Below are 18,404 nucleotides of genomic sequence, written 5' to 3' on the forward strand. Positions count from 1 at the left end.
TTTTTTGCTACCGGCAGAATTACTGCACGGTTGGCGTTTCGCCAGCTTCCTGCATGCGCTGCAGCTCTTGCGCGTACAGGGCATCGAAGTTGACCGGCGACAGCATCAGGGCCGGGAACGAACCACGGGTCACCAGGCTGTCCAGGGTTTCACGGGCGTACGGGAACAGGATGTTCGGGCAGAACGCGCCGAGGGTGTGGCTCATCGAAGATGCGTCGAGGTTCTTGATCAGGAAGATGCCAGCCTGCTGAACTTCAGCGATGAAGGCCACTTCGTCGCCGTTCTTGACGGTCACCGACAGGGTCAGTACCACTTCGTGGAAGTCGCCTTCCAGGGCCTTCTGCTTGGTGTTCAGGTCCAGGGCAACGCTCGGCTCCCAGGTCTGACGGAAAATCTGCGGGCTTTTCGGGGCTTCGAACGACAGGTCACGCACGTAGATGCGCTGCATGGAGAACTGAGGGCTGTTGTCTTCTGCAGCAGCGCCGTTGGTCTGTTGGTCAGTCATGGCAGATCCTTAATCCTAATGTTTTTGAATGCAGTGCAAATCAGGCCGCCAGCAGCGCGTCGAGCTTGCCGGCGCGCTCCAGGGCATAGAGGTCATCGCATCCACCGACGTGGGTGCTGCCGATCCAGATCTGCGGCACCGAAGTACGGCCGGCCTTCTGGCTCATCTCGGCGCGAACCTGCGGCTTACCATCGACCTTGATCTCCTCGAAGGCCACGCCCTTGCTCTCGAGCAGGTACTTGGCGCGCATGCAGTAGGGGCAGTAGTCGCTGGAATAGACGATGACGGGCTTCATATCACTTCACCAGGGGCAGGTTATCGGCTTTCCAGCTGGAAACGCCACCGCTCAGTTTGGCGGCAGTGAAACCGGCTTTGATCAGCTCACCGCAGACCGCGCCGGACTGCTGGCCCATCGCGTCGACGACGATCAGGGTCTTTTCTTTGTGCTTCTCGAGCTCGGCCATGCGGTTGGCGATCTTGTCCTGCGGGATATTCAGCGCACCGACGATGTGGCCGACGGAGTATTCCTTGGAAGGACGAATGTCGATGACCAGTGCCTTGTCGGCATTGACCAGCGCGGTCAGTTGGCCGTTGCTCAGGCTCTGGCCGCCACGGCGCAGTTCATTGACGAGCAGTGCAACCAGCAGAACCACGAAGATCGCCACCAGGATGTAGTGATCTGTCGCGAATTGAATCAGGTGAGCAACCATCAGCGGTGTTCCAGGCGATTGAAAATGCCGGCCAGTATACACAGCCCCCCAGTACCACCAAAGCCCGAAGGGTCGGCGGTAAAGGTACCTTCATGTTACCGGGTTGCCCGCGCTGGTCGGGCGACAGGACGATTATTCGCCGTTGCTGGCGCATTTGCCCTAAAATGCGTGTCTTTATCATCTTTGAACAACCGTGAGTTTGATTGATGACGAGTACGCCCAAACCCCTGGTCCTGATCATCCTGGATGGATTCGGCCACAGCGAAAGCCCCGAATACAATGCCATCTATGCCGCCAACACACCGGTCTATGACCGCCTGCGCGCTACCCAGCCGCATGGTCTGATTTCCGGATCAGGGATGGATGTCGGCCTGCCGGACGGGCAGATGGGCAACTCCGAAGTCGGTCACATGAACCTCGGCGCCGGGCGCGTCGTCTACCAGGACTTCACCCGGGTGACCAAGGCCATCCGCGATGGCGAGTTCTTTCAGAACCCGGTGCTTACCGGCGCGGTGGACAAGGCCGCAGGCGCCGGCAAAGCCGTGCACATCCTCGGCCTGCTGTCCGACGGTGGCGTGCACAGCCACCAGGACCATCTGGTAGCCATGGCCGAACTGGCCGCGCAGCGCGGGGCCGAGAAAATCTACCTGCACGCTTTCCTCGATGGCCGTGACACCCCGCCACGCAGCGCCCAATCGTCGATCGAGCTGCTCGACGCGACCTTCGCCAAGCTCGGCAAGGGCCGCATCGCCAGCCTGATCGGCCGCTACTTCGCGATGGACCGCGACAACCGCTGGGACCGCGTCAGCGCTGCCTACAACCTGATCGTCGACAGCGTTGCCGACTACACCGCCGACACTGCGCTGGCAGGCCTGGAAGCAGCCTACGCCCGCGAGGAGAACGACGAATTCGTCAAGGCCACGCGCATTGGCGAGGCGGTCAAGGTCGAAGACGGCGACGCCGTGATCTTCATGAACTTCCGCGCCGACCGCGCCCGCGAGCTGTCGCGCGCCTTCGTCGAACCGGACTTCAATGAATTCCCGCGTGCTCGCCTGCCTAAGATGGCGGCCTACATCGGCCTGACCCAGTACTCGGCAAAAATCGCCGCGCCGGCAGCCTACGCTCCGTCCAGCCTGAACAACGTACTGGGCGAGTACCTGGCAAAGAACGGCAAGACCCAGCTGCGCATCGCCGAAACCGAAAAGTATGCGCACGTCACATTCTTCTTCTCCGGCGGCCGCGAAGAGCCGTTTGAAGGCGAAGAGCGCATCCTGATCCCGTCACCAAAGGTCGCCACCTACGACTTGCAGCCCGAGATGAACGCCCCTGAAGTGACCGACCGCATCGTCGAGGCCATCGAGCAGCAGCGTTTTGACGTGATCGTGGTCAACTACGCCAACGGCGACATGGTCGGCCACACCGGCGTGTTCGAGGCTGCGGTAAAAGCAGTCGAAGCACTGGATACCTGTGTCGGACGCATCGTCGAGGCGCTAGAGAAGGTCGACGGCGAAGCACTGATCACCGCCGACCACGGCAACGTCGAGCAGATGGAAGACGCGTGCACCGGCCAGGCGCACACTGCGCACACCAGCGAGCCGGTACCGTTCATCTATGTCGGCAAGCGCAAGGTACAAGTCCGCGAAGGCGGTGTACTGGCGGACGTGGCACCGACCATGCTGAAACTGCTGGGCCTGGAAAAGCCGGCAGAAATGACCGGTACTTCGATCCTGGTCGACGCCTGATTCGGTGTGCCGGGGCCGCCTTGCAGCCCCTTTGCACATGAATTCCGGACAAACGCCCCGCTGCCCCCGCAGTGAGGCGTTTTTTTTGCCTGCCCGCACGGGCATACTAGGCCAGTCTCCATCCTTGGTACGCCAAACCCCATGCTACGCGCCCTGATCCCTTTAGCCCTGTCCTGCCTGCTCAGCCCGGCCTTTGCCGATGAGCGCGCACAGACCCAGCAGCAACTGGACGCCACCCGCCAGGACATTGCCGAGCTCAAGAAGACGCTGGGCAAGCTCCAGGAAGAAAAGGCCGGCGTGCAAAAAGACCTCAAGGCCACTGAAACCGACATCGGTAATCTGGAGAAGCAGGTGGAGGCCCTGCAACAAGAACTAAAAAAGACCGAGGGCGAGCTGGAGCGCCTTGATACCGAGAAAAAAAAACTCCAGAGCGCCCGCGTTGAACAACAACGGCTGATCGCCATTCAGGCCCGTTCGGCCTACCAGAACAACGGCCGCGAGGAGTACCTCAAGCTGCTGCTCAACCAGCAGAACCCAGAGAAATTCGCTCGCACCCTGTCCTATTACGACTACCTGAGCAAAGCGCGCCTTGAGCAGCTCAAGGCATTCAACGAGACCCTGCGCCAGCTGGCCGGTGTCGAACAGAACATTTCCCGCGAGCAGGAACAACTGCTGGCCCAGCGCGCTGACCTCGACACCCGCCGCCAGGCGCTGGACGCCGAGCGCGGCAAGCGCCAGCAGGTACTGGCCAAGCTCAACAGCGACGTGAAAGACGGCGACCAGAAGCTGCAGGCCCGCCAACAGGACCAGGCCGACCTGGCCAAAGTGCTCAAGACCATCGAGGAAACCCTGGCCCGCCAGGCCCGCGAAGCCGAAGAAGCGCGCAAGAAAGCCCTGCTCGCCCAGCAGGAAGCCGAGAAACGCCGCCAGCAGGAGGCGCTGGCCGCCCGCGCGGACAAGGAAGATGCCGAGCCGCCGAAAAAGGCCCGCACCACCCTCGGCCCGCTGGTTTCCAGTGATGGCGCCAGCTACGGCGGTGCATTTTCTGCGGCACGGGGAAAACTTCCTTGGCCGGTCAATGGTCGATTGCTGGCACGCTTCGGTGATGCCCGCGGCAGCGATGCCCGGGCCAAGTGGGACGGGGTGATGATCAGCGCCAGCCCCGGCACCCAGGTACGTGCGGTGCACGGCGGGCGCGTAGTGTTTGCCGACTGGTTGCGTGGCGCTGGACTTCTGGTCATTCTCGACCATGGTAATGGTTACCTGAGCCTGTACGGCCACAACCAGAGCCTGCTCAAGAGCGCCGGCGACATCGTCAAGGCCGGCGAAGCCATCTCCACCGTTGGCGACAGCGGTGGCCAGGACAGCGCAGGTTTGTACTTCGCCATCCGCCAGCAGGGCCGGCCGACCGACCCTTCGCAGTGGTGCCGCGGCTGACACATTACATACGGCATGGCGCCAGGCGCTGCGCCGATGCTCCGCAGGGAGCGCTTACAGGATCAGGAGTTCGTTCGACATGCTGCACTCGCCTCGCCTCACCCAGCTGGCCCTGACCATCGCCTTGGCGATCGGTGCGCCCCTGGCCAGCGCCGCGGAGCCGGCGAAGGCCTCGCCAGCCAAGACTGCTGCAGTGCCAGCCACCGAGGTGACCGCCAAGGCGCCACTGCCGCTGGAAGAGCTGCGCACCTTTGCCGAGGTCATGGACCGCATCAAGGCTGCCTACGTCGAACCCGTGGACGACAAGACCCTGCTGGAAAACGCCATCAAGGGCATGCTCAGCAACCTTGACCCACACTCGGCCTACCTCGGCCCTGAGGATTTCCAGGAGCTGCAGGAAAGCACCAGCGGTGAATTCGGCGGCCTCGGCATCGAAGTGGGCCAGGAGGACGGCAATATCAAGGTAGTGTCGCCGATCGACGACACCCCGGCCTCGCGTGCCGGCGTGCAGGCCGGTGACCTGATCGTCAAGATCAACGGCGCACCCACCCGTGGCCAGACCATGACCGAAGCGGTCGACAAGATGCGCGGCAAGATTGGCGAGAAGATTACCCTGACCCTGGTACGCGACGGCGGCAATCCGTTCGACGTGACCCTTGCCCGTGCGGTGATCCAGGTCAAGAGTGTGAAGAGCCAACTGCTGGAGAGCGGCTATGGCTACATTCGCATCACCCAGTTCCAGGTCAAGACCGGTGACGAAGTGGGCAAGGCCCTGGCCAAGCTGCGCAAGGACAACGGCAAGAAGCTGCGCGGGGTGATCCTCGACCTGCGCAACAACCCCGGTGGCGTTCTGCAGTCGGCAGTGGAAGTCGCCGACCACTTCCTGACCAAGGGCCTGATCGTCTACACCAAGGGCCGCATCGCCAACTCCGAGCTGCGCTTCTATGCCGACCCGGCCGACGCCAGCGAAGGCGTGCCGCTGGTGGTGTTGATCAACGGTGGCAGTGCCTCGGCCTCGGAGATCGTCGCTGGCGCCCTGCAGGACCAGAAACGTGGCGTGCTGATGGGCACCGACAGCTTCGGCAAGGGCTCGGTACAGACCGTGCTGCCACTGGCCAACGACCGTGCGCTGAAGCTCACCACCGCGCTGTACTACACCCCCAACGGCCGCTCGATCCAGGCCCAGGGCATAGTCCCCGACATCGAAGTGCGCCCGGCCAAGCTGACCGCCGATGCCAGCGACAACGACACCTTCAAGGAAGCCGACCTGCAGGGCCACCTGGGCAACGGCAACGGCGGCGCTGACCGACCGACCGGCAGCAGCAGCAAGCGCCAGGAGCGCCCGCAGGACGGTGACTACCAGCTGAGCCAGGCCCTGAGCCTGCTCAAGGGCCTGAACATCACCAAGGGCGACTGATCCACCCCATGCGTTTTCTGCTGTCTCTGTTGCTCTGCCTGATGGCCGGCGTCGCGCAAGCGGCGCCGGCCGGCAAGGCCTACCTGAGCATCATCATCGATGACCTGGGCCAAAGCGCCGATCGCGACAGCCGAACACTGGTCCTGCCCGGGCCGGTCACCATGGCGATCATGCCCGATACCCCGCATGCCACCGACTTCGCCCGCCAGGCCCACAAGGCCGGCAAGACGGTGATTCTGCACATGCCCATGGACCCGGCAACCGGGCCCTATGCCTGGCACCCCGGCATCCCGATCGAAGAGCTGGCGCGACGCCTGGACGCTGCCTTGGCCAAGGTGCCGTATGCCGCTGGCATCAACAACCACATGGGTAGCCGCATGACCGCCCAGCGTGAGCCGATGGCCTGGTTGATGGGTGAGCTGCAACGCCGGCACCTGTTCTTCGTCGACAGCCGCACCAGCGCGGCCACGGTCGCTGCGGCCGAGGCCCAAGCCCAGGGGCTGGCGCATGTGTCGCGGGATGTGTTCCTCGATGACGTGCGCACCACCGAAGCAATCACCGGACAGTTGCAGCAGGGCATCGCCCTGGCGCGCAAGCAGGGCTCGGCGGTGCTGATCGGTCACCCTTATCCACAGACACTGGAAGTGCTGGAGCGCGAGCTGCCACGGCTCAAGAGCCAGGGCATCGAGCTGATCCCGCTCAGGCAGATGATTGCCGTGCGCAGCAACCTGGCGATGCCGGGGCATGGCAAGAACGGGCGCTACACCAATCGATAAAGCGCAACATAGCCCTCAACACCTGTGATGTCCTTCTGGGACGACAAAAAAAACCCGCTCATGTGAGCGGGTTTTTTGTTTGCCTCAAGGCCGATCAGCTATACACACGGCCCAGCAACTGCCGGTGGCTTTCGAACTGATCCAGCACATCACGCACGATCTGCTCCGGCGCAAAGCCCATCAGGTCGTACTCCTGGCTGCCATCGTGCAGGTACACCTCGGCACGGTAGAAGCGCTGGCGTACTTCCGGCTCACCTTCCACCGGCGCTTCACTCGGCGCAGCCATGTAGCCGTCCAGGCTCACTTCGTAAACGAACGGGTTACCCTCGTCCATCATCACCCGCAGGCCCATCATGTTGCGCGACTGACCAACGCGGGTTTCCACCTCGAAGCCCAGGGTCTGCAGCTGCGCGGCGGCTTCCTTGAGCGCCGGGCTGACTTGCTTGTCCATGAAGCGCTGCACCACGGCCTGGGTCGGCTGCAGGTCCAGCTGGCTCAGGCGCTCGGTGAAGCCGCGGCGGCCACGGGCAGCCAGCTCGGCACGCTCCTGCTCGACTGCCACGTCCTGCTTCATGGCCTTGTACAGGCCGAACATGAACAGCACCAGCACCACCGAGAACGGCAGGCCCGCCAGCACCACCATGGTCTGCATGGCCTCGAAGTTACCGGCGAACAGCAGGCCGATGGTAACCAGGGTAATGACCACCGACCAGAACACCACCATCCAGTGCGGGGCGTCTTCGTCGACCTTGCCGCCTTTGCACGACAGGTTGGCCATCATCACCGCGCCGGAGTCGGCCGGGGTAAGGAACAGCACGAAGCCGACGAACACCGCCACACCAATCACGATCTTGGCCGCCGGGAAGTACTCCAGCAGCTGGTAGATCGACATCGACGGCTGTTCAAGGGCCGTCTTGCCCAGCTCCACGGCGCCCTGGTTGATCACCAGGTCCAGTGCGGTGTTGCCGAAGATCGACAGCCAGGCCAGAGTGAAGCCCAGTGGGATCAGCAGCACGCCGCTGACCAGCTGGCGCACGGTACGGCCCTTGGAGATACGGGCAATGAACATGCCGACGAATGGGCCCCAGGAGATCCACCAGGCCCAGTAGAACACGGTCCACAGGCCCAACCAGCGCTCGGACTTGCCGGCTTCGCCTTCGTATACATAGAGGTCGAAGGTCTTCAGCACGATGCCGTTGAGGTAGTCACCGATGTTCTGCACAAAGCCGTTGAGCAGGTGCAGGGTTTCGCCGCCCAACAGGACGAAGATCAGCAGGCCACTGAACAGCATGATATTCAGGTTGGACAGGCGACGAATGCCGTTCTCTACACCCGATACCGCCGCTACGGTGGCCACACCGGCCATCACCAGAATTACCACCAGCAGGTTGGTCTTGCTGTGGTCCATGCCGAACAGGTATTCCAGGCCGGAGGACACCTGCATCGAACCAATGCCCAGGTTGGTCACCAGGCCCAGCAGGGTGACGAACATGCCGAAGATGTCCACGGCATTGCCCGCAGCGCCTTTGACCCAGCGCTCACCCACCAGCGGGTACAGCGCCGAACGCAGTGCCAGCGGCTGGTTGTGGCGGTAGGCGAAGTAACCCACGGCCAGGCCGACCAGGGCGTAGATCGCCCAGCCATGCAGGCCCCAGTGCAGGAAGGTCAGTTGCAGGCCCTGGCGCGCAGCGTCGAGGCTGGCAGAGGTGCCTTCCGGTGGGTTGAAGTAGTGGTCCAGCGGCTCGGACGCGCCGAAGTACAGCAGCGAAATGCCGATACCGGAGGAGAACAGCATGCCGGCCCAGGCGCCGTAGCTGAAGTCAGGCTGGTCGTCCTTGCCGCCAAGCTTGAGCTTGCCGTAGTCGGAAAACGCCAGGTAGATGACGAACAGCAGGTAGCCGCCGATCACCAGCATGTAGTACCAGCCGAAGGTGCGCGTCAGCCATTTCTGGGCCACGCCCAGCACCTGGCCGGCGGTTTCGGGTACAGCGATCAACAAGGCAGTCAGAACGAGGATCATCAGCGCGGAGGTGAAGAACACCACGCGGTTGACCCGTACCCTCTCGGCGGGGGGCTTGGTAAGTGAGGCAGAACTCATTGCACGAATGCTCCGGGCAGTACGGCTTTGGAGGCTAATCAGTCTTTCCCGAGCAATTGGTGGAATTCCGCCACTGCATCAGGTGTTATAAAAGCACCCTGGAAACCGTGATCCCGAATCGATACGTTGCAAAAAAACAGACAGGTGGCCTGCTGAAAAATGCCACGCCTCATGGGAGGTGCGCGCATTCGTCACAGATCACCCCGCCCGCTCCAAGGGCCTGCCGCAGGGCCAGTGACCGTACGGCAGAATCTGCATCTCGCATCGCTCATGCCCGTCAACGCCTTGTATTCCGGGGGTTACGCGATTTCCTGGGGTGTCAATCGGTGCCTTCTCGACGGCCTGCAAAGCTGTCAATGGCACAAATTGTCGCAGAGCTTATTCTTTATTGATTGAACGTTCAATCAAAACAAAATAGACTGGCCTTCGCCGAGTCAGCCGCCTGTCGTCTGCTCGCAGGCCTGAGGAGATAGCAAGATGCCCAAGGTCGGTATGCAACCCATCCGCCGCCAGCAGTTGATCGAAGCCACGTTACAGGCGGTCGATCAGGTCGGACTGGGTGACGCCAGCATTGCGCTGATTGCCCGTTTGGCCGGTGTGTCGAACGGCATCATCAGTCACTACTTTCGGGACAAGAACGGCCTGATCGCAGCGACGATGGGTTACATCATGAACATGCTCAACGAAGGCGTTAGAGCACGTCGCCAGGCCCTGACGGACGACAGCCCGCGCGCCCACCTGAAAGTGATCATCGAGGGCAACTTCGATGCCAGCCAGGTGAACGGCCCGGCAATGAAAACCTGGTTGGCCTTCTGGGCTTCCAGCATGCACCAGCCTGATTTGCACAGGTTGCAGCGGATCAACGATCACCGCCTGTATTCCAACCTGTGCTGCCAGTTCCGCCGCGCCCTGCCGCTCTACCATGCGCGCAAGGCCGCCCGCGGCCTGGCGGCCCTGATCGACGGCCTGTGGCTGCGTGGTGCCCTGTCGGGAGATGCATTCGACACCGACCAGGCGATACGGATTGCATACGAATACATGGATCTACAACTGGCTAAACAGCACACCCTGGACACCAACGACCAGGCCGCTGATCAAGCACGCACGGCCCTTGCCCACCCGGCAGGAGCGTGACGCGCAGCCAACCACACACTGCACTTGCGAGGACACTATGGCCCGTTTCGGAACGCAAAAACTCTACATTGATGGTGCTTACGTCGACGCTGGCAGCGATGCCACCTTCGAAGCCATCAACCCGGCTACCGGCGAAGTCCTCGCCCACGTGCAACGTGCCACCGAGGCCGACGTCGAGAAAGCCGTGGAAAGCGCCGAGCGCGGCCAGAAAATCTGGGCCGCGATGACCGCCATGCAGCGTTCGCGCATCCTGCGTCGCGCCGTCGACATCCTGCGCGAGCGCAACGATGAACTGGCCATGCTGGAAACCCTGGACACCGGCAAGTCGTACTCGGAAACCCGCTACGTCGACATCGTCACCGGCGCCGACGTGCTGGAGTACTACGCCGGCCTGGTACCGGCCATCGAAGGCGAGCAGATCCCGCTGCGCGAATCGTCCTTCGTCTACACCCGCCGCGAGCCGCTGGGCGTGACCGTCGGTATCGGCGCGTGGAACTACCCGATCCAGATCGCCCTGTGGAAATCCGCCCCAGCCCTGGCCGCTGGCAACGCGATGATCTTCAAGCCGTCGGAAGTCACTTCGCTGACCACCCTGAAACTGGCCGAGATCTACACCGAAGCCGGCCTGCCGAATGGCGTGTTCAACGTCCTGACCGGCAGCGGCCGCGAAGTCGGCACTTGGCTGACCGAGCACCCACGCATCGAGAAAGTCTCCTTCACCGGCGGCACCACCACCGGCAAGAAGGTCATGGCCAGCGCCTCGAGCTCGTCGCTCAAGGAAGTCACCATGGAGCTGGGCGGCAAGTCGCCACTGATCATCTGCGCCGACGCCGACCTGGACAAGGCCGCCGACATCGCCATGATGGCCAACTTCTACAGCTCCGGCCAGGTCTGCACCAACGGCACCCGCGTGTTCATCCCGGCTGAAATGAAGGCAGCCTTCGAAGCCAAGATCGCCGAGCGCGTTGCCCGCATCCGCGTTGGCAACCCGGAAGACGAGAACACCAACTTCGGCCCGCTGGTCAGCTTCCAGCACATGGAAAGCGTGCTCGGCTACATCGCCAAAGGCAAGGAAGAAGGTGCCCGCGTACTGTGCGGCGGCGAGCGCCTGACTGCCGGTGATTTCGCCAACGGTGCCTTCGTGGCCCCGACCGTGTTCACCGACTGCAGCGACGACATGACCATCGTCAAGGAAGAGATCTTCGGCCCGGTGATGAGCATCCTCACCTACGAAACCGAAGAAGAAGTCATCCGCCGTGCCAACGACACCGACTACGGCCTGGCCGCCGGTGTCTGCACCAACGACATCTCCCGCGCCCACCGTATCATCCACCAGCTGGAAGCCGGTATCTGCTGGATCAACGCCTGGGGCGAATCGCCAGCCGAAATGCCGGTTGGCGGCTACAAGCAGTCGGGTGTCGGCCGTGAGAACGGCGTCAGCTCGCTGGCTCAATACACTCGCATCAAGTCGGTCCAGGTCGAGCTGGGCGGCTACAACTCGGTCTTCTAAGGCCCAGTCCAGCCACGCCCGTGCCACTGCGCACGGGCGTTCCCGCTCCCTGATCACCGCCAACACGAGGGTACTTTCATGTCCCAAGAATTCGATTACATCATCGTCGGAGCAGGCTCCGCCGGTAACACCCTGGCTACCCGCCTGACCGAAGACGCCGGCGTCAGCGTACTGCTGCTGGAAGCCGGTGGTCCCGACTACCGCTTCGACTTCCGCACCCAGATGCCGGCCGCCCTGGCCTTCCCGCTGCAGGGCCGTCGCTACAACTGGGCCTACGAGACCGACCCAGAGCCGCACATGGACGGCCGCCGCATGGAGTGTGGCCGCGGCAAGGGCCTGGGTGGCTCGTCACTGATCAACGGCATGTGCTACATCCGCGGCAACGCCATGGACTTCGACGGCTGGGCGAAACTGCCAGGCCTGGAAGACTGGACCTACCTGGACTGCCTGCCGTACTTCCGCAAGGCCGAAACCCGCGACATCGGCCCCAATGACTACCACGGCGGCGAAGGCCCGGTCAGCGTGGCTACGCCCAAGGCCGGTAACAACCCGCTGTTCCATGCCATGGTCGAAGCCGGCGTGCAGGCTGGCTACCCACGTACCGAAGACCTCAACGGCTACCAGCAGGAAGGCTTCGGTCCGATGGACCGCACCGTGACCAAGCAAGGCCGCCGCTCCAGCACCGCCCGCGGCTACCTGGACCAGGCCAAGAAACGCCCGAACCTGACTATCGTCACCCATGCCCTGACCGACCGCGTGCTGTTCGACGGCAAGCGCGCCATTGGCGTGACCTACCTGGTCGGCGACAGCGAAGAGCGCGTCGAAGCCCGTGCCCGCAAGGAAGTGATCGTCAGCTCCGGCGCCATTGCATCGCCGCAGCTGCTGCAGCGTTCCGGCGTTGGCCCGCGCGCCCTGCTGGAAAGCCTCGACATCCCGGTCGTGCACGACCTGCCGGGCGTCGGCGAAAACCTGCAGGACCACCTTGAGCTGTACCTGCAGTACGCCTGCACCCAGCCAGTGTCGCTGTACCCATCGCTGCTGTGGTGGAACCAGCCGGCCATCGGCGCCGAGTGGATGTTCAACGGTACCGGTATCGGCGCCAGCAACCAGTTCGAGGCCGGTGGCTTCATCCGCACCCGCCCTGAGTTCGAGTGGCCGAACATCCAGTACCACTTCCTGCCGGTCGCCATTAACTACAACGGCTCCAACGGCGTGAAGGAACACGGTTTCCAGGCGCACATGGGCTCGATGCGTTCGCCAAGCCGTGGCCGCATCCAGGCCAAGTCGAAGGACCCGCGCCAGCACCCGAGCATCCTGTTCAACTACATGGCCACCGAGCAGGACTGGCAAGAGTTCCGCGACGGCATCCGCCTGACCCGCGAAATCATGGCCCAGCCGGCGCTGGACCCGTACCGCGGTCGCGAAATCAGCCCGGGCGAGCACGTGCAGACCGACGAGGAACTGGACAAGTTCATCCGCGAGCACGCCGAAACCGCCTTCCACCCGTCCTGCTCGTGCAAGATGGGCACCGACGACATGGCAGTGGTCGACGGTGAAGGCCGCGTACACGGCATGCAGGGCCTGCGTGTGGTCGATGCGTCGATCATGCCGATCATCATCACCGGCAACCTCAACGCCACCACGATCATGATCGCCGAGAAGATCTCGGACAAGATCCGCAACCGCAAGCCGCTGCCGCGCAGCACCGCCAAGTATTACGTGGCCAACGGTGCACCGGTGAAGGGCAAGCCAATGCGTGAGGTGAAGCAGGCGTAAGCCTGCCCTGGCCTCTTCGCGGGCAAGCCCGCGAAGAGGCCCACCCAGGTAACACTTCAAAAGGCACCCTCCGCGGTGCCTTTTGCACATCTGCAGAAACGCTTTACAGCCCGCCAATTCATCAGGTTAGAATCAGTTGGCACGCGACTTGCCAAGTCAAGGAGCCAAGCCCCCTTCCCGCGATATCCCGGAGTACCTGCCTTTGGATGCAAGCACCATCAACAGCCTGTTTTTGATCGGCGCATTGCTGGTGGGCGCAAGTATCCTGGTCAGCTCGCTGTCGTCGCGCCTGGGCATCCCTATTCTGGTCATCATCCTCGCCGTCGGCATGGTCGCCGGTGTCGATGGTGGCGGCATCATCTTCAACAACTACCCGACCGCCTACCTGGTGGGCAACCTGGCATTGGCAGTGATCCTTCTCGACGGTGGCCTGCGCACGCGGGTTGCGAGCTTCCGCGTGGCACTGTGGCCGGCACTGTCGCTGGCCACCGTCGGCGTGATGATCACCACCGCGCTCACCGGCATGGTAGCCGCCTGGCTGTTCAATCTGAGCCTGATCCAGGGCCTGCTGATCGGCGCCATCGTCGGCTCCACCGACGCCGCGGCGGTGTTTTCGCTGCTCGGTGGCAAAGGCCTGAACGAGCGGGTGACCGCCACCCTGGAAATCGAATCGGGCAGCAACGACCCGATGGCCGTGTTCCTCACCGTTACCCTGATCGACATGATCGCCAGCGGCCAGACCGGCCTGCACTGGAGCCTGCTGGGCCACTTGCTGCGCGAGTTTGGTATCGGCGGCCTGCTGGGCCTGGGCGGCGGCTGGCTGCTGCTGCAACTGGTCAACCGCATCAACCTGGCCGGTGGCCTGTACCCGATCCTGGTGGTGGCTGGCGGCCTGGTGGTGTTCTCGCTGACCAACGCCTTGCATGGCAGCGGCTTCCTCGCCGTGTACCTGTGCGGCCTGGTGCTGGGCAACAAGCCGATCCGCAGCCGTCACGGCATCCTGCACATGCTCGACGGCATGGCCTGGCTGGCCCAGATCGGCATGTTCCTGGTGCTGGGGCTGCTGGTCACGCCCCACGACCTGCTGCCGATCGCCCTGCCCGCGCTGGGCCTTGCGCTGTGGATGATCCTGGTGGCGCGGCCGCTGTCGGTGGTTGCCGCACTGCTGCCGTTCAAGGCCTTCCACGGCCGCGAAAAGGGCTTCATCTCCTGGGTCGGCCTGCGCGGCGCGGTACCGATCATTCTGGCGGTGTTCCCGCTGATGGCCGGCCTGCCGGACGCCCAGCTGTTCTTCAACCTGGCGTTCTTCATCGTGCTGGTGTCGCTGCTGGTGCAAGGCACCAGCCTGCCGTGGATGGCCAAGCTGCTGAAAGTCACCGTACCGCCAGACCCGGCGCCGATTTCCCGCTCGGCGCTGGAAGTGCACGTCACCAGCGAGTGGGAGCTGTTCGTCTACCGCCTGGGTGCGGAGAAATGGTGCATCGGCGCCGCCCTGCGTGAGCTGAAAATGCCCGAAGGCACGCGTATCGCCGCGCTGTTCCGTGGCGAGCAACTGCTGCACCCGTCCGGCAGTACCGTACTGGAAGTCGGCGATATGCTTTGCGTGATCGGCCACGAACATAACCTGCCGGCACTGGGCAAACTGTTCAGCCAGGCACCGCAGCGCGGCCTGGACCTGCGCTTCTTCGGCGACTTCGTGCTCGAAGGCGATGCCGAGCTGGGTGCGGTGGCCGCACTTTATGGCCTCAAACTGGACGGCCTGGACGCGAAAATGCCACTGGCGCAGTTCATCCGACAGAAGGTCGGAGGCGCTCCAGTAGTAGGCGACCAGGTCGAATGGCACGGCACAATCTGGACCGTGGCGACCATGGACGGGAACAAGATCCAGAAAGTCGGCGTCAGATTCCCCGAAGGAACGCGACCCGGACCAGGATTGTTCCTCTAAACTCCGTTTCTGCCTGATCCACAAGTAGTCTGCCTATGTCCCTGCGCGTGTACCTTCGCACAGCCCTGCTCGGGCTGTGCCTGTCCCTTTCTTTCGCGGTCAACGCGGCAGAAGCCCCGACCACCGCCAGCATCCAGCACAGCCTCGACAAGATCGCCGAGCGCAAGCTGCCCGAGGCCGACCAGAAGGCCCTGCAGCAGGTGCTCGAACAGACCTTGAGCCTGCTCAATAGCAAGGAAGACAGCGAGAAGAAGCTGACCGCCCTCAAGCAGCAGCTGGCCGGCGCCCCCAAGGAAACCAACGACAGCCAGAAAGAACTGGCCAAGCTCAAGGACAGCAAGCCGCAGCCCGTAGCCCAGCGCTATGCCAGCCTGACCGTGCCGCAACTGGAGCAGATGCTCAGCGAGCGCAATACCCAGCAAGGCGAGCTACAGAAGGCGCTGTCGGACGCCAACAGCCTGATCATCAATTCACAGACCCGCCCGGAGCGTGCCCAAGCCGAGATCAGCAGCAACCAGACCCGCACCCAGCAGATCAACAACATTCTCAAGAGTGGCAAGGACGGCGGCAAGTCGATCAATGCCGACCAGCGCAACCAGCTCGCGGCGGAGCTGGCGTCGCTCAACGCCGTGACCCTGCTACGCCGCCAGGAACTGGCTGGCAACGGCCTGCTGCAAGACCTGGGCAACGCCCAACATGACCTGCTGATCGAGCGCGCCGCACGCCTGGAGCAGGAAATCCAGGGCCTGCAGACGCTGATCAATGAAAAGCGCCTGGCGCAATCCCAGCAGACCGTTACCCAGCAATCGATCGAAGCGCAGAAGGCCGGCGGTAGCAGCCTGCTGGCCAGCGAAAGCGCGGCCAACCTCAAGCTTTCCGACTATTTGCTGAAAAGCACCGACCGCCTCAACGAACTGACCCAGCAGAACCTGCGCACCAAACAGCAGCTCGACAGCCTGACCCAGGCCGACCAGGCGCTGGACGAGCAGATCAGCGTGCTCAAAGGCAGCCTGCTGTTGTCGAAGATTCTCTACAAACAGAAGCAGGCGCTGCCGCACCTGAAGCTCGACCGGGACCTGGCCGACCAGATCGCCGATATTCGCCTGTACCAGTTCGAAATCAACCAGCAACGCGAACAGATGAGCAGCCCGGTGACCTATGTCGACAAACTGCTGGCCAACCAGCCGCAGGAAGACGTCACTCCGGCCCTGCGCAAAGCCTTGCTGGAGGTGGCGATCACCCGCAGCGACCTGCTCGAACGCCTGAACCGCGAACTGTCTGCGCTGCTCAACGAATCGATCACCTTGCAACTCAATCAGAAGCAGCTGCTCGGTACCGCACAAGGTCTGCGCACCACCCTGGATGAGCAGATGTTCTGGATCCCCAGCAACAAGCCGCTGGACTGGGACTGGTTGAAATTTGTACCGGAGCGCTTTGCCAAGCAGGTTGCCGACCTGCCGTGGGGCTCGGGCCTGAAGGAGCTGGGCGACGGCCTGAGCCAACGCCCCTTGCTGTTCCTGCCGTTGCTGCTGGTGATCGGTGCGCTGCTGTGGCGGCGCAAGTACCTTTATCAGCGGCTGAGCAAGGTGCATCAGGATATCGGCCATTTCCGCCGCGACAGCCAGTGGCACACGCCCCAGGCCATCCTGATCAACATCCTCCTGGCGATGCCGGTGAGCCTGGGCCTGGCGCTGTGCAGCTATGCCCTGCAGATCGACGCCCGCGGGCAGAACGCCAACCTCGGCGCGGCGCTGTGGCAGCTGGCCCAGGCCTGGCTGGTGTTCTACACCGCCTACCGCATCCTCTCCCCCGGCGGCGTGGCGGAAATCCACTTTCGCTGGCACAAGCCGCAGGTCGAGTTCCTGCGCGGCTGGGTTCGCCGGCTGGGTACCGTGGTGCTGGCGCTGGTCGGCGTGGTGGCGGTCGCCGAGCATCAGCCTTCGGCCCTGGCCGACGACGTGCTCGGCATCGGCGTGGTGCTGACCTGTTATGCATTGATGGCCTGGCTGCTCAGCCGCCTGCTGCTTAGCAGCCCGGCGCATCGCGATACGTCGCTGTTCCGCAGGGCCGTGGGGGTCGCCTTCACCGCCCTGCCGATCGCACTGTTCGTGGCCGTGTGCTTCGGTTACTACTACACCGCACTGAAACTGACCGACCGGCTGATCTACACCCTGTACCTGCTGCTGTTCTGGCTGGTGATCGAAGCCGCCTTCGTCAGAGGCCTGTCGGTGGCTGCACGGCGCCTGGCCTATCAGCGCGCGCTGAGCAAGCGCCAGGCGGCCAAGGAAGGGCTGGATGGCGAAGTCATCACCGAAGAGCCGACCCTGGACATCGAACAGGTCAACCAGCAGTCGCTGCGCCTGATCCGCCTGGCCCTGCTCGGCGGCTTCATCGCTGGCCTGTACTGGGTCTGGTCGGACCTGATCTCGGTATTCGCCTACCTCAACAACTTCACCCTGTACGAGTACACCAGTGGCACCGGCACCGCCGCCAGCATGGTGCCGATCAGCCTCGGCGACCTGCTCGGTGCCCTGGTGATCGTCGGCATCACTTTCGCCCTGGCGGGCAACTTGCCCGGCCTGCTGGAAGTGCTGGTACTGTCGCGCCTGAACCTCGCCCAGGGCAGCGCCTACGCCACCACCACGCTGCTGTCGTACACCATCGTCGGTATCGGCATCGTCAGTACCCTGTCGACCCTAGGAGTGAGCTGGGACAAGCTGCAGTGGCTGGTAGCAGCGCTGTCGGTGGGCCTGGGCTTCGGCATGCAGGAGATCTTCGCCAACTTCATCTCCGGCATCATGATCCTGTTCGAGCGCCCGGTGCGGATCGGCGACACCATCACCATCGGCAACCTGTCCGGCACGGTGAGCAAGATCCGCATCCGCGCCACCACCATCACCGATTTCGACCGCAAGGACATCATCGTCCCCAACAAGACCTTCATCACCGGCCAGCTGATCAACTGGTCGCTGACCGACACGGTCACCCGGGTAACGCTGAAGCTGGGCATCGACTACGGCTCCGACCTCGACCTGGTGCGCGAGCTGCTGCTCAAGGGCGCCCACGACAACCCACGGGTGCTCAAGGACCCGGAGCCGATCGTGTACTTCCTCAACTTCGGCGAGAGCTCGCTGGACCACGAGCTGCGCATGCACGTGCGTGACCTCGGTGACCGCAACCCAACGCTTGACGAGATCAACCGCTACATCAACCGCGAGTTCAAGGCCCACAACATCAAGATCTCGGTACGCCAGGTCGAGGTGTTCCTGATGGATGCCAAGGGTGGCAAGCAGCAGCTGATCCCGACAGAGCAGCCTAAACCGGATGGCACTGCACCGGCCTGAGTGGGCTCGA

At 63.2% G+C, this 18,404-nt stretch carries 13 protein-coding genes; 9 read left to right on the forward strand and 4 right to left on the reverse strand.

Features of this window, described 5'->3' with window-relative positions:
* Positions 1 to 19: 19 nt before the first annotated feature.
* The 3 genes from secB to BGP85_RS27585 are packed head-to-tail and all read right to left on the reverse strand — an operon-like array spanning position 20 to position 1,215.
* Positions 20 to 505 carry a protein-export chaperone SecB gene (secB, locus tag BGP85_RS27575; RefSeq protein ID WP_103446040.1) on the reverse strand — a complete coding sequence of 162 codons (486 nt, stop codon included), beginning with the start codon at positions 503 to 505 and terminating at the stop codon, positions 20 to 22.
* Between the two features lie 40 nt (positions 506 to 545).
* Positions 546 to 800 (reverse strand): glutaredoxin 3, encoded by a 255-nt coding sequence (gene grxC / locus BGP85_RS27580; RefSeq protein ID WP_003249204.1) that lies wholly within the window; start codon positions 798 to 800, stop codon positions 546 to 548.
* Position 801: 1 nt separating this feature from the next.
* Positions 802 to 1,215 (reverse strand): rhodanese-like domain-containing protein, encoded by a 414-nt coding sequence (locus BGP85_RS27585; protein ID WP_103446041.1) that lies wholly within the window; start codon positions 1,213 to 1,215, stop codon positions 802 to 804.
* Positions 1,216 to 1,421: 206 nt separating this feature from the next.
* Between BGP85_RS27585 and gpmI the strand changes: the two genes are divergently transcribed.
* From gpmI to BGP85_RS27605, 4 genes are all read left to right on the forward strand, one after another.
* On the forward strand, positions 1,422 to 2,957 hold the full coding sequence (gpmI, locus tag BGP85_RS27590; protein WP_103446042.1) for a 2,3-bisphosphoglycerate-independent phosphoglycerate mutase: 1,536 nt from the start codon (positions 1,422 to 1,424) through the stop codon (positions 2,955 to 2,957).
* A 141-nt stretch (positions 2,958 to 3,098) separates the two neighbouring features.
* Positions 3,099 to 4,394, forward strand: a complete 1,296-nt coding sequence (locus tag BGP85_RS27595; RefSeq protein WP_103446043.1) for a murein hydrolase activator EnvC family protein — start codon at positions 3,099 to 3,101, stop codon at positions 4,392 to 4,394.
* A gap of 79 nt (positions 4,395 to 4,473) precedes the next feature.
* Positions 4,474 to 5,811 (forward strand): S41 family peptidase, encoded by a 1,338-nt coding sequence (locus BGP85_RS27600; RefSeq protein ID WP_103446044.1) that lies wholly within the window; start codon positions 4,474 to 4,476, stop codon positions 5,809 to 5,811.
* An 8-nt stretch (positions 5,812 to 5,819) separates the two neighbouring features.
* Positions 5,820 to 6,587, forward strand: a complete 768-nt coding sequence (locus BGP85_RS27605; protein ID WP_103446045.1) for a divergent polysaccharide deacetylase family protein — start codon at positions 5,820 to 5,822, stop codon at positions 6,585 to 6,587.
* Positions 6,588 to 6,681: 94 nt separating this feature from the next.
* Here BGP85_RS27605 and BGP85_RS27610 read toward each other — a convergent pair whose 3' ends face one another.
* On the reverse strand, positions 6,682 to 8,628 hold the full coding sequence (locus BGP85_RS27610; protein WP_258035837.1) for a BCCT family transporter: 1,947 nt from the start codon (positions 8,626 to 8,628) through the stop codon (positions 6,682 to 6,684).
* A gap of 534 nt (positions 8,629 to 9,162) precedes the next feature.
* On the opposite strand from BGP85_RS27610, the gene betI reads away from it, so the two are divergent.
* The 5 genes from betI to mscK all read left to right on the forward strand — a co-directional run bounded on the left by betI (position 9,163) and on the right by mscK (position 18,394).
* Positions 9,163 to 9,819 (forward strand): transcriptional regulator BetI, encoded by a 657-nt coding sequence (betI, locus tag BGP85_RS27615; protein WP_060509844.1) that lies wholly within the window; start codon positions 9,163 to 9,165, stop codon positions 9,817 to 9,819.
* Between the two features lie 37 nt (positions 9,820 to 9,856).
* Complete coding sequence (betB, locus tag BGP85_RS27620; protein ID WP_103446047.1) at positions 9,857 to 11,329, forward strand: betaine-aldehyde dehydrogenase; 1,473 nt, start codon at positions 9,857 to 9,859, stop codon at positions 11,327 to 11,329.
* A 78-nt stretch (positions 11,330 to 11,407) separates the two neighbouring features.
* A complete protein-coding gene (betA, locus tag BGP85_RS27625) occupies positions 11,408 to 13,105 on the forward strand; it encodes a choline dehydrogenase (protein ID WP_103446048.1) in 1,698 nt (565 codons plus the stop codon).
* Between the two features lie 202 nt (positions 13,106 to 13,307).
* Positions 13,308 to 15,050 carry a potassium/proton antiporter gene (locus BGP85_RS27630; protein WP_103446049.1) on the forward strand — a complete coding sequence of 581 codons (1,743 nt, stop codon included), beginning with the start codon at positions 13,308 to 13,310 and terminating at the stop codon, positions 15,048 to 15,050.
* A gap of 35 nt (positions 15,051 to 15,085) precedes the next feature.
* Positions 15,086 to 18,394, forward strand: a complete 3,309-nt coding sequence (gene mscK / locus BGP85_RS27635) for a mechanosensitive channel MscK (RefSeq protein WP_103446050.1) — start codon at positions 15,086 to 15,088, stop codon at positions 18,392 to 18,394.
* The last annotated feature ends 10 nt before the right edge of the window (positions 18,395 to 18,404 follow it).

Origin of the sequence: Pseudomonas putida (assembly GCF_002906855.1) — a bacterium.
Taxonomy (GTDB): Bacteria; Pseudomonadota; Gammaproteobacteria; order Pseudomonadales; family Pseudomonadaceae; genus Aquipseudomonas; species Aquipseudomonas putida_N.

Excerpts from the sequence above, each read along its gene's own strand:
- secB (WP_103446040.1), bottom strand. The coding sequence starts at position 505 with ATGACTGACCAACAGACCAACGGCGCTGCTGCAGAAGACAACAGCCCT.
- mscK (WP_103446050.1), top strand. The coding sequence starts at position 15,086 with ATGTCCCTGCGCGTGTACCTTCGCACAGCCCTGCTCGGGCTGTGCCTG.
- betA (WP_103446048.1), top strand. The coding sequence starts at position 11,408 with ATGTCCCAAGAATTCGATTACATCATCGTCGGAGCAGGCTCCGCCGGT.
- gpmI (WP_103446042.1), top strand. The coding sequence starts at position 1,422 with ATGACGAGTACGCCCAAACCCCTGGTCCTGATCATCCTGGATGGATTC.
- BGP85_RS27605 (WP_103446045.1), top strand. The coding sequence starts at position 5,820 with ATGCGTTTTCTGCTGTCTCTGTTGCTCTGCCTGATGGCCGGCGTCGCG.
- betB (WP_103446047.1), top strand. The coding sequence starts at position 9,857 with ATGGCCCGTTTCGGAACGCAAAAACTCTACATTGATGGTGCTTACGTC.
- grxC (WP_003249204.1), bottom strand. The coding sequence starts at position 800 with ATGAAGCCCGTCATCGTCTATTCCAGCGACTACTGCCCCTACTGCATG.
- BGP85_RS27595 (WP_103446043.1), top strand. The coding sequence starts at position 3,099 with ATGCTACGCGCCCTGATCCCTTTAGCCCTGTCCTGCCTGCTCAGCCCG.
- BGP85_RS27585 (WP_103446041.1), bottom strand. The coding sequence starts at position 1,215 with ATGGTTGCTCACCTGATTCAATTCGCGACAGATCACTACATCCTGGTG.
- betI (WP_060509844.1), top strand. The coding sequence starts at position 9,163 with ATGCCCAAGGTCGGTATGCAACCCATCCGCCGCCAGCAGTTGATCGAA.
- BGP85_RS27600 (WP_103446044.1), top strand. The coding sequence starts at position 4,474 with ATGCTGCACTCGCCTCGCCTCACCCAGCTGGCCCTGACCATCGCCTTG.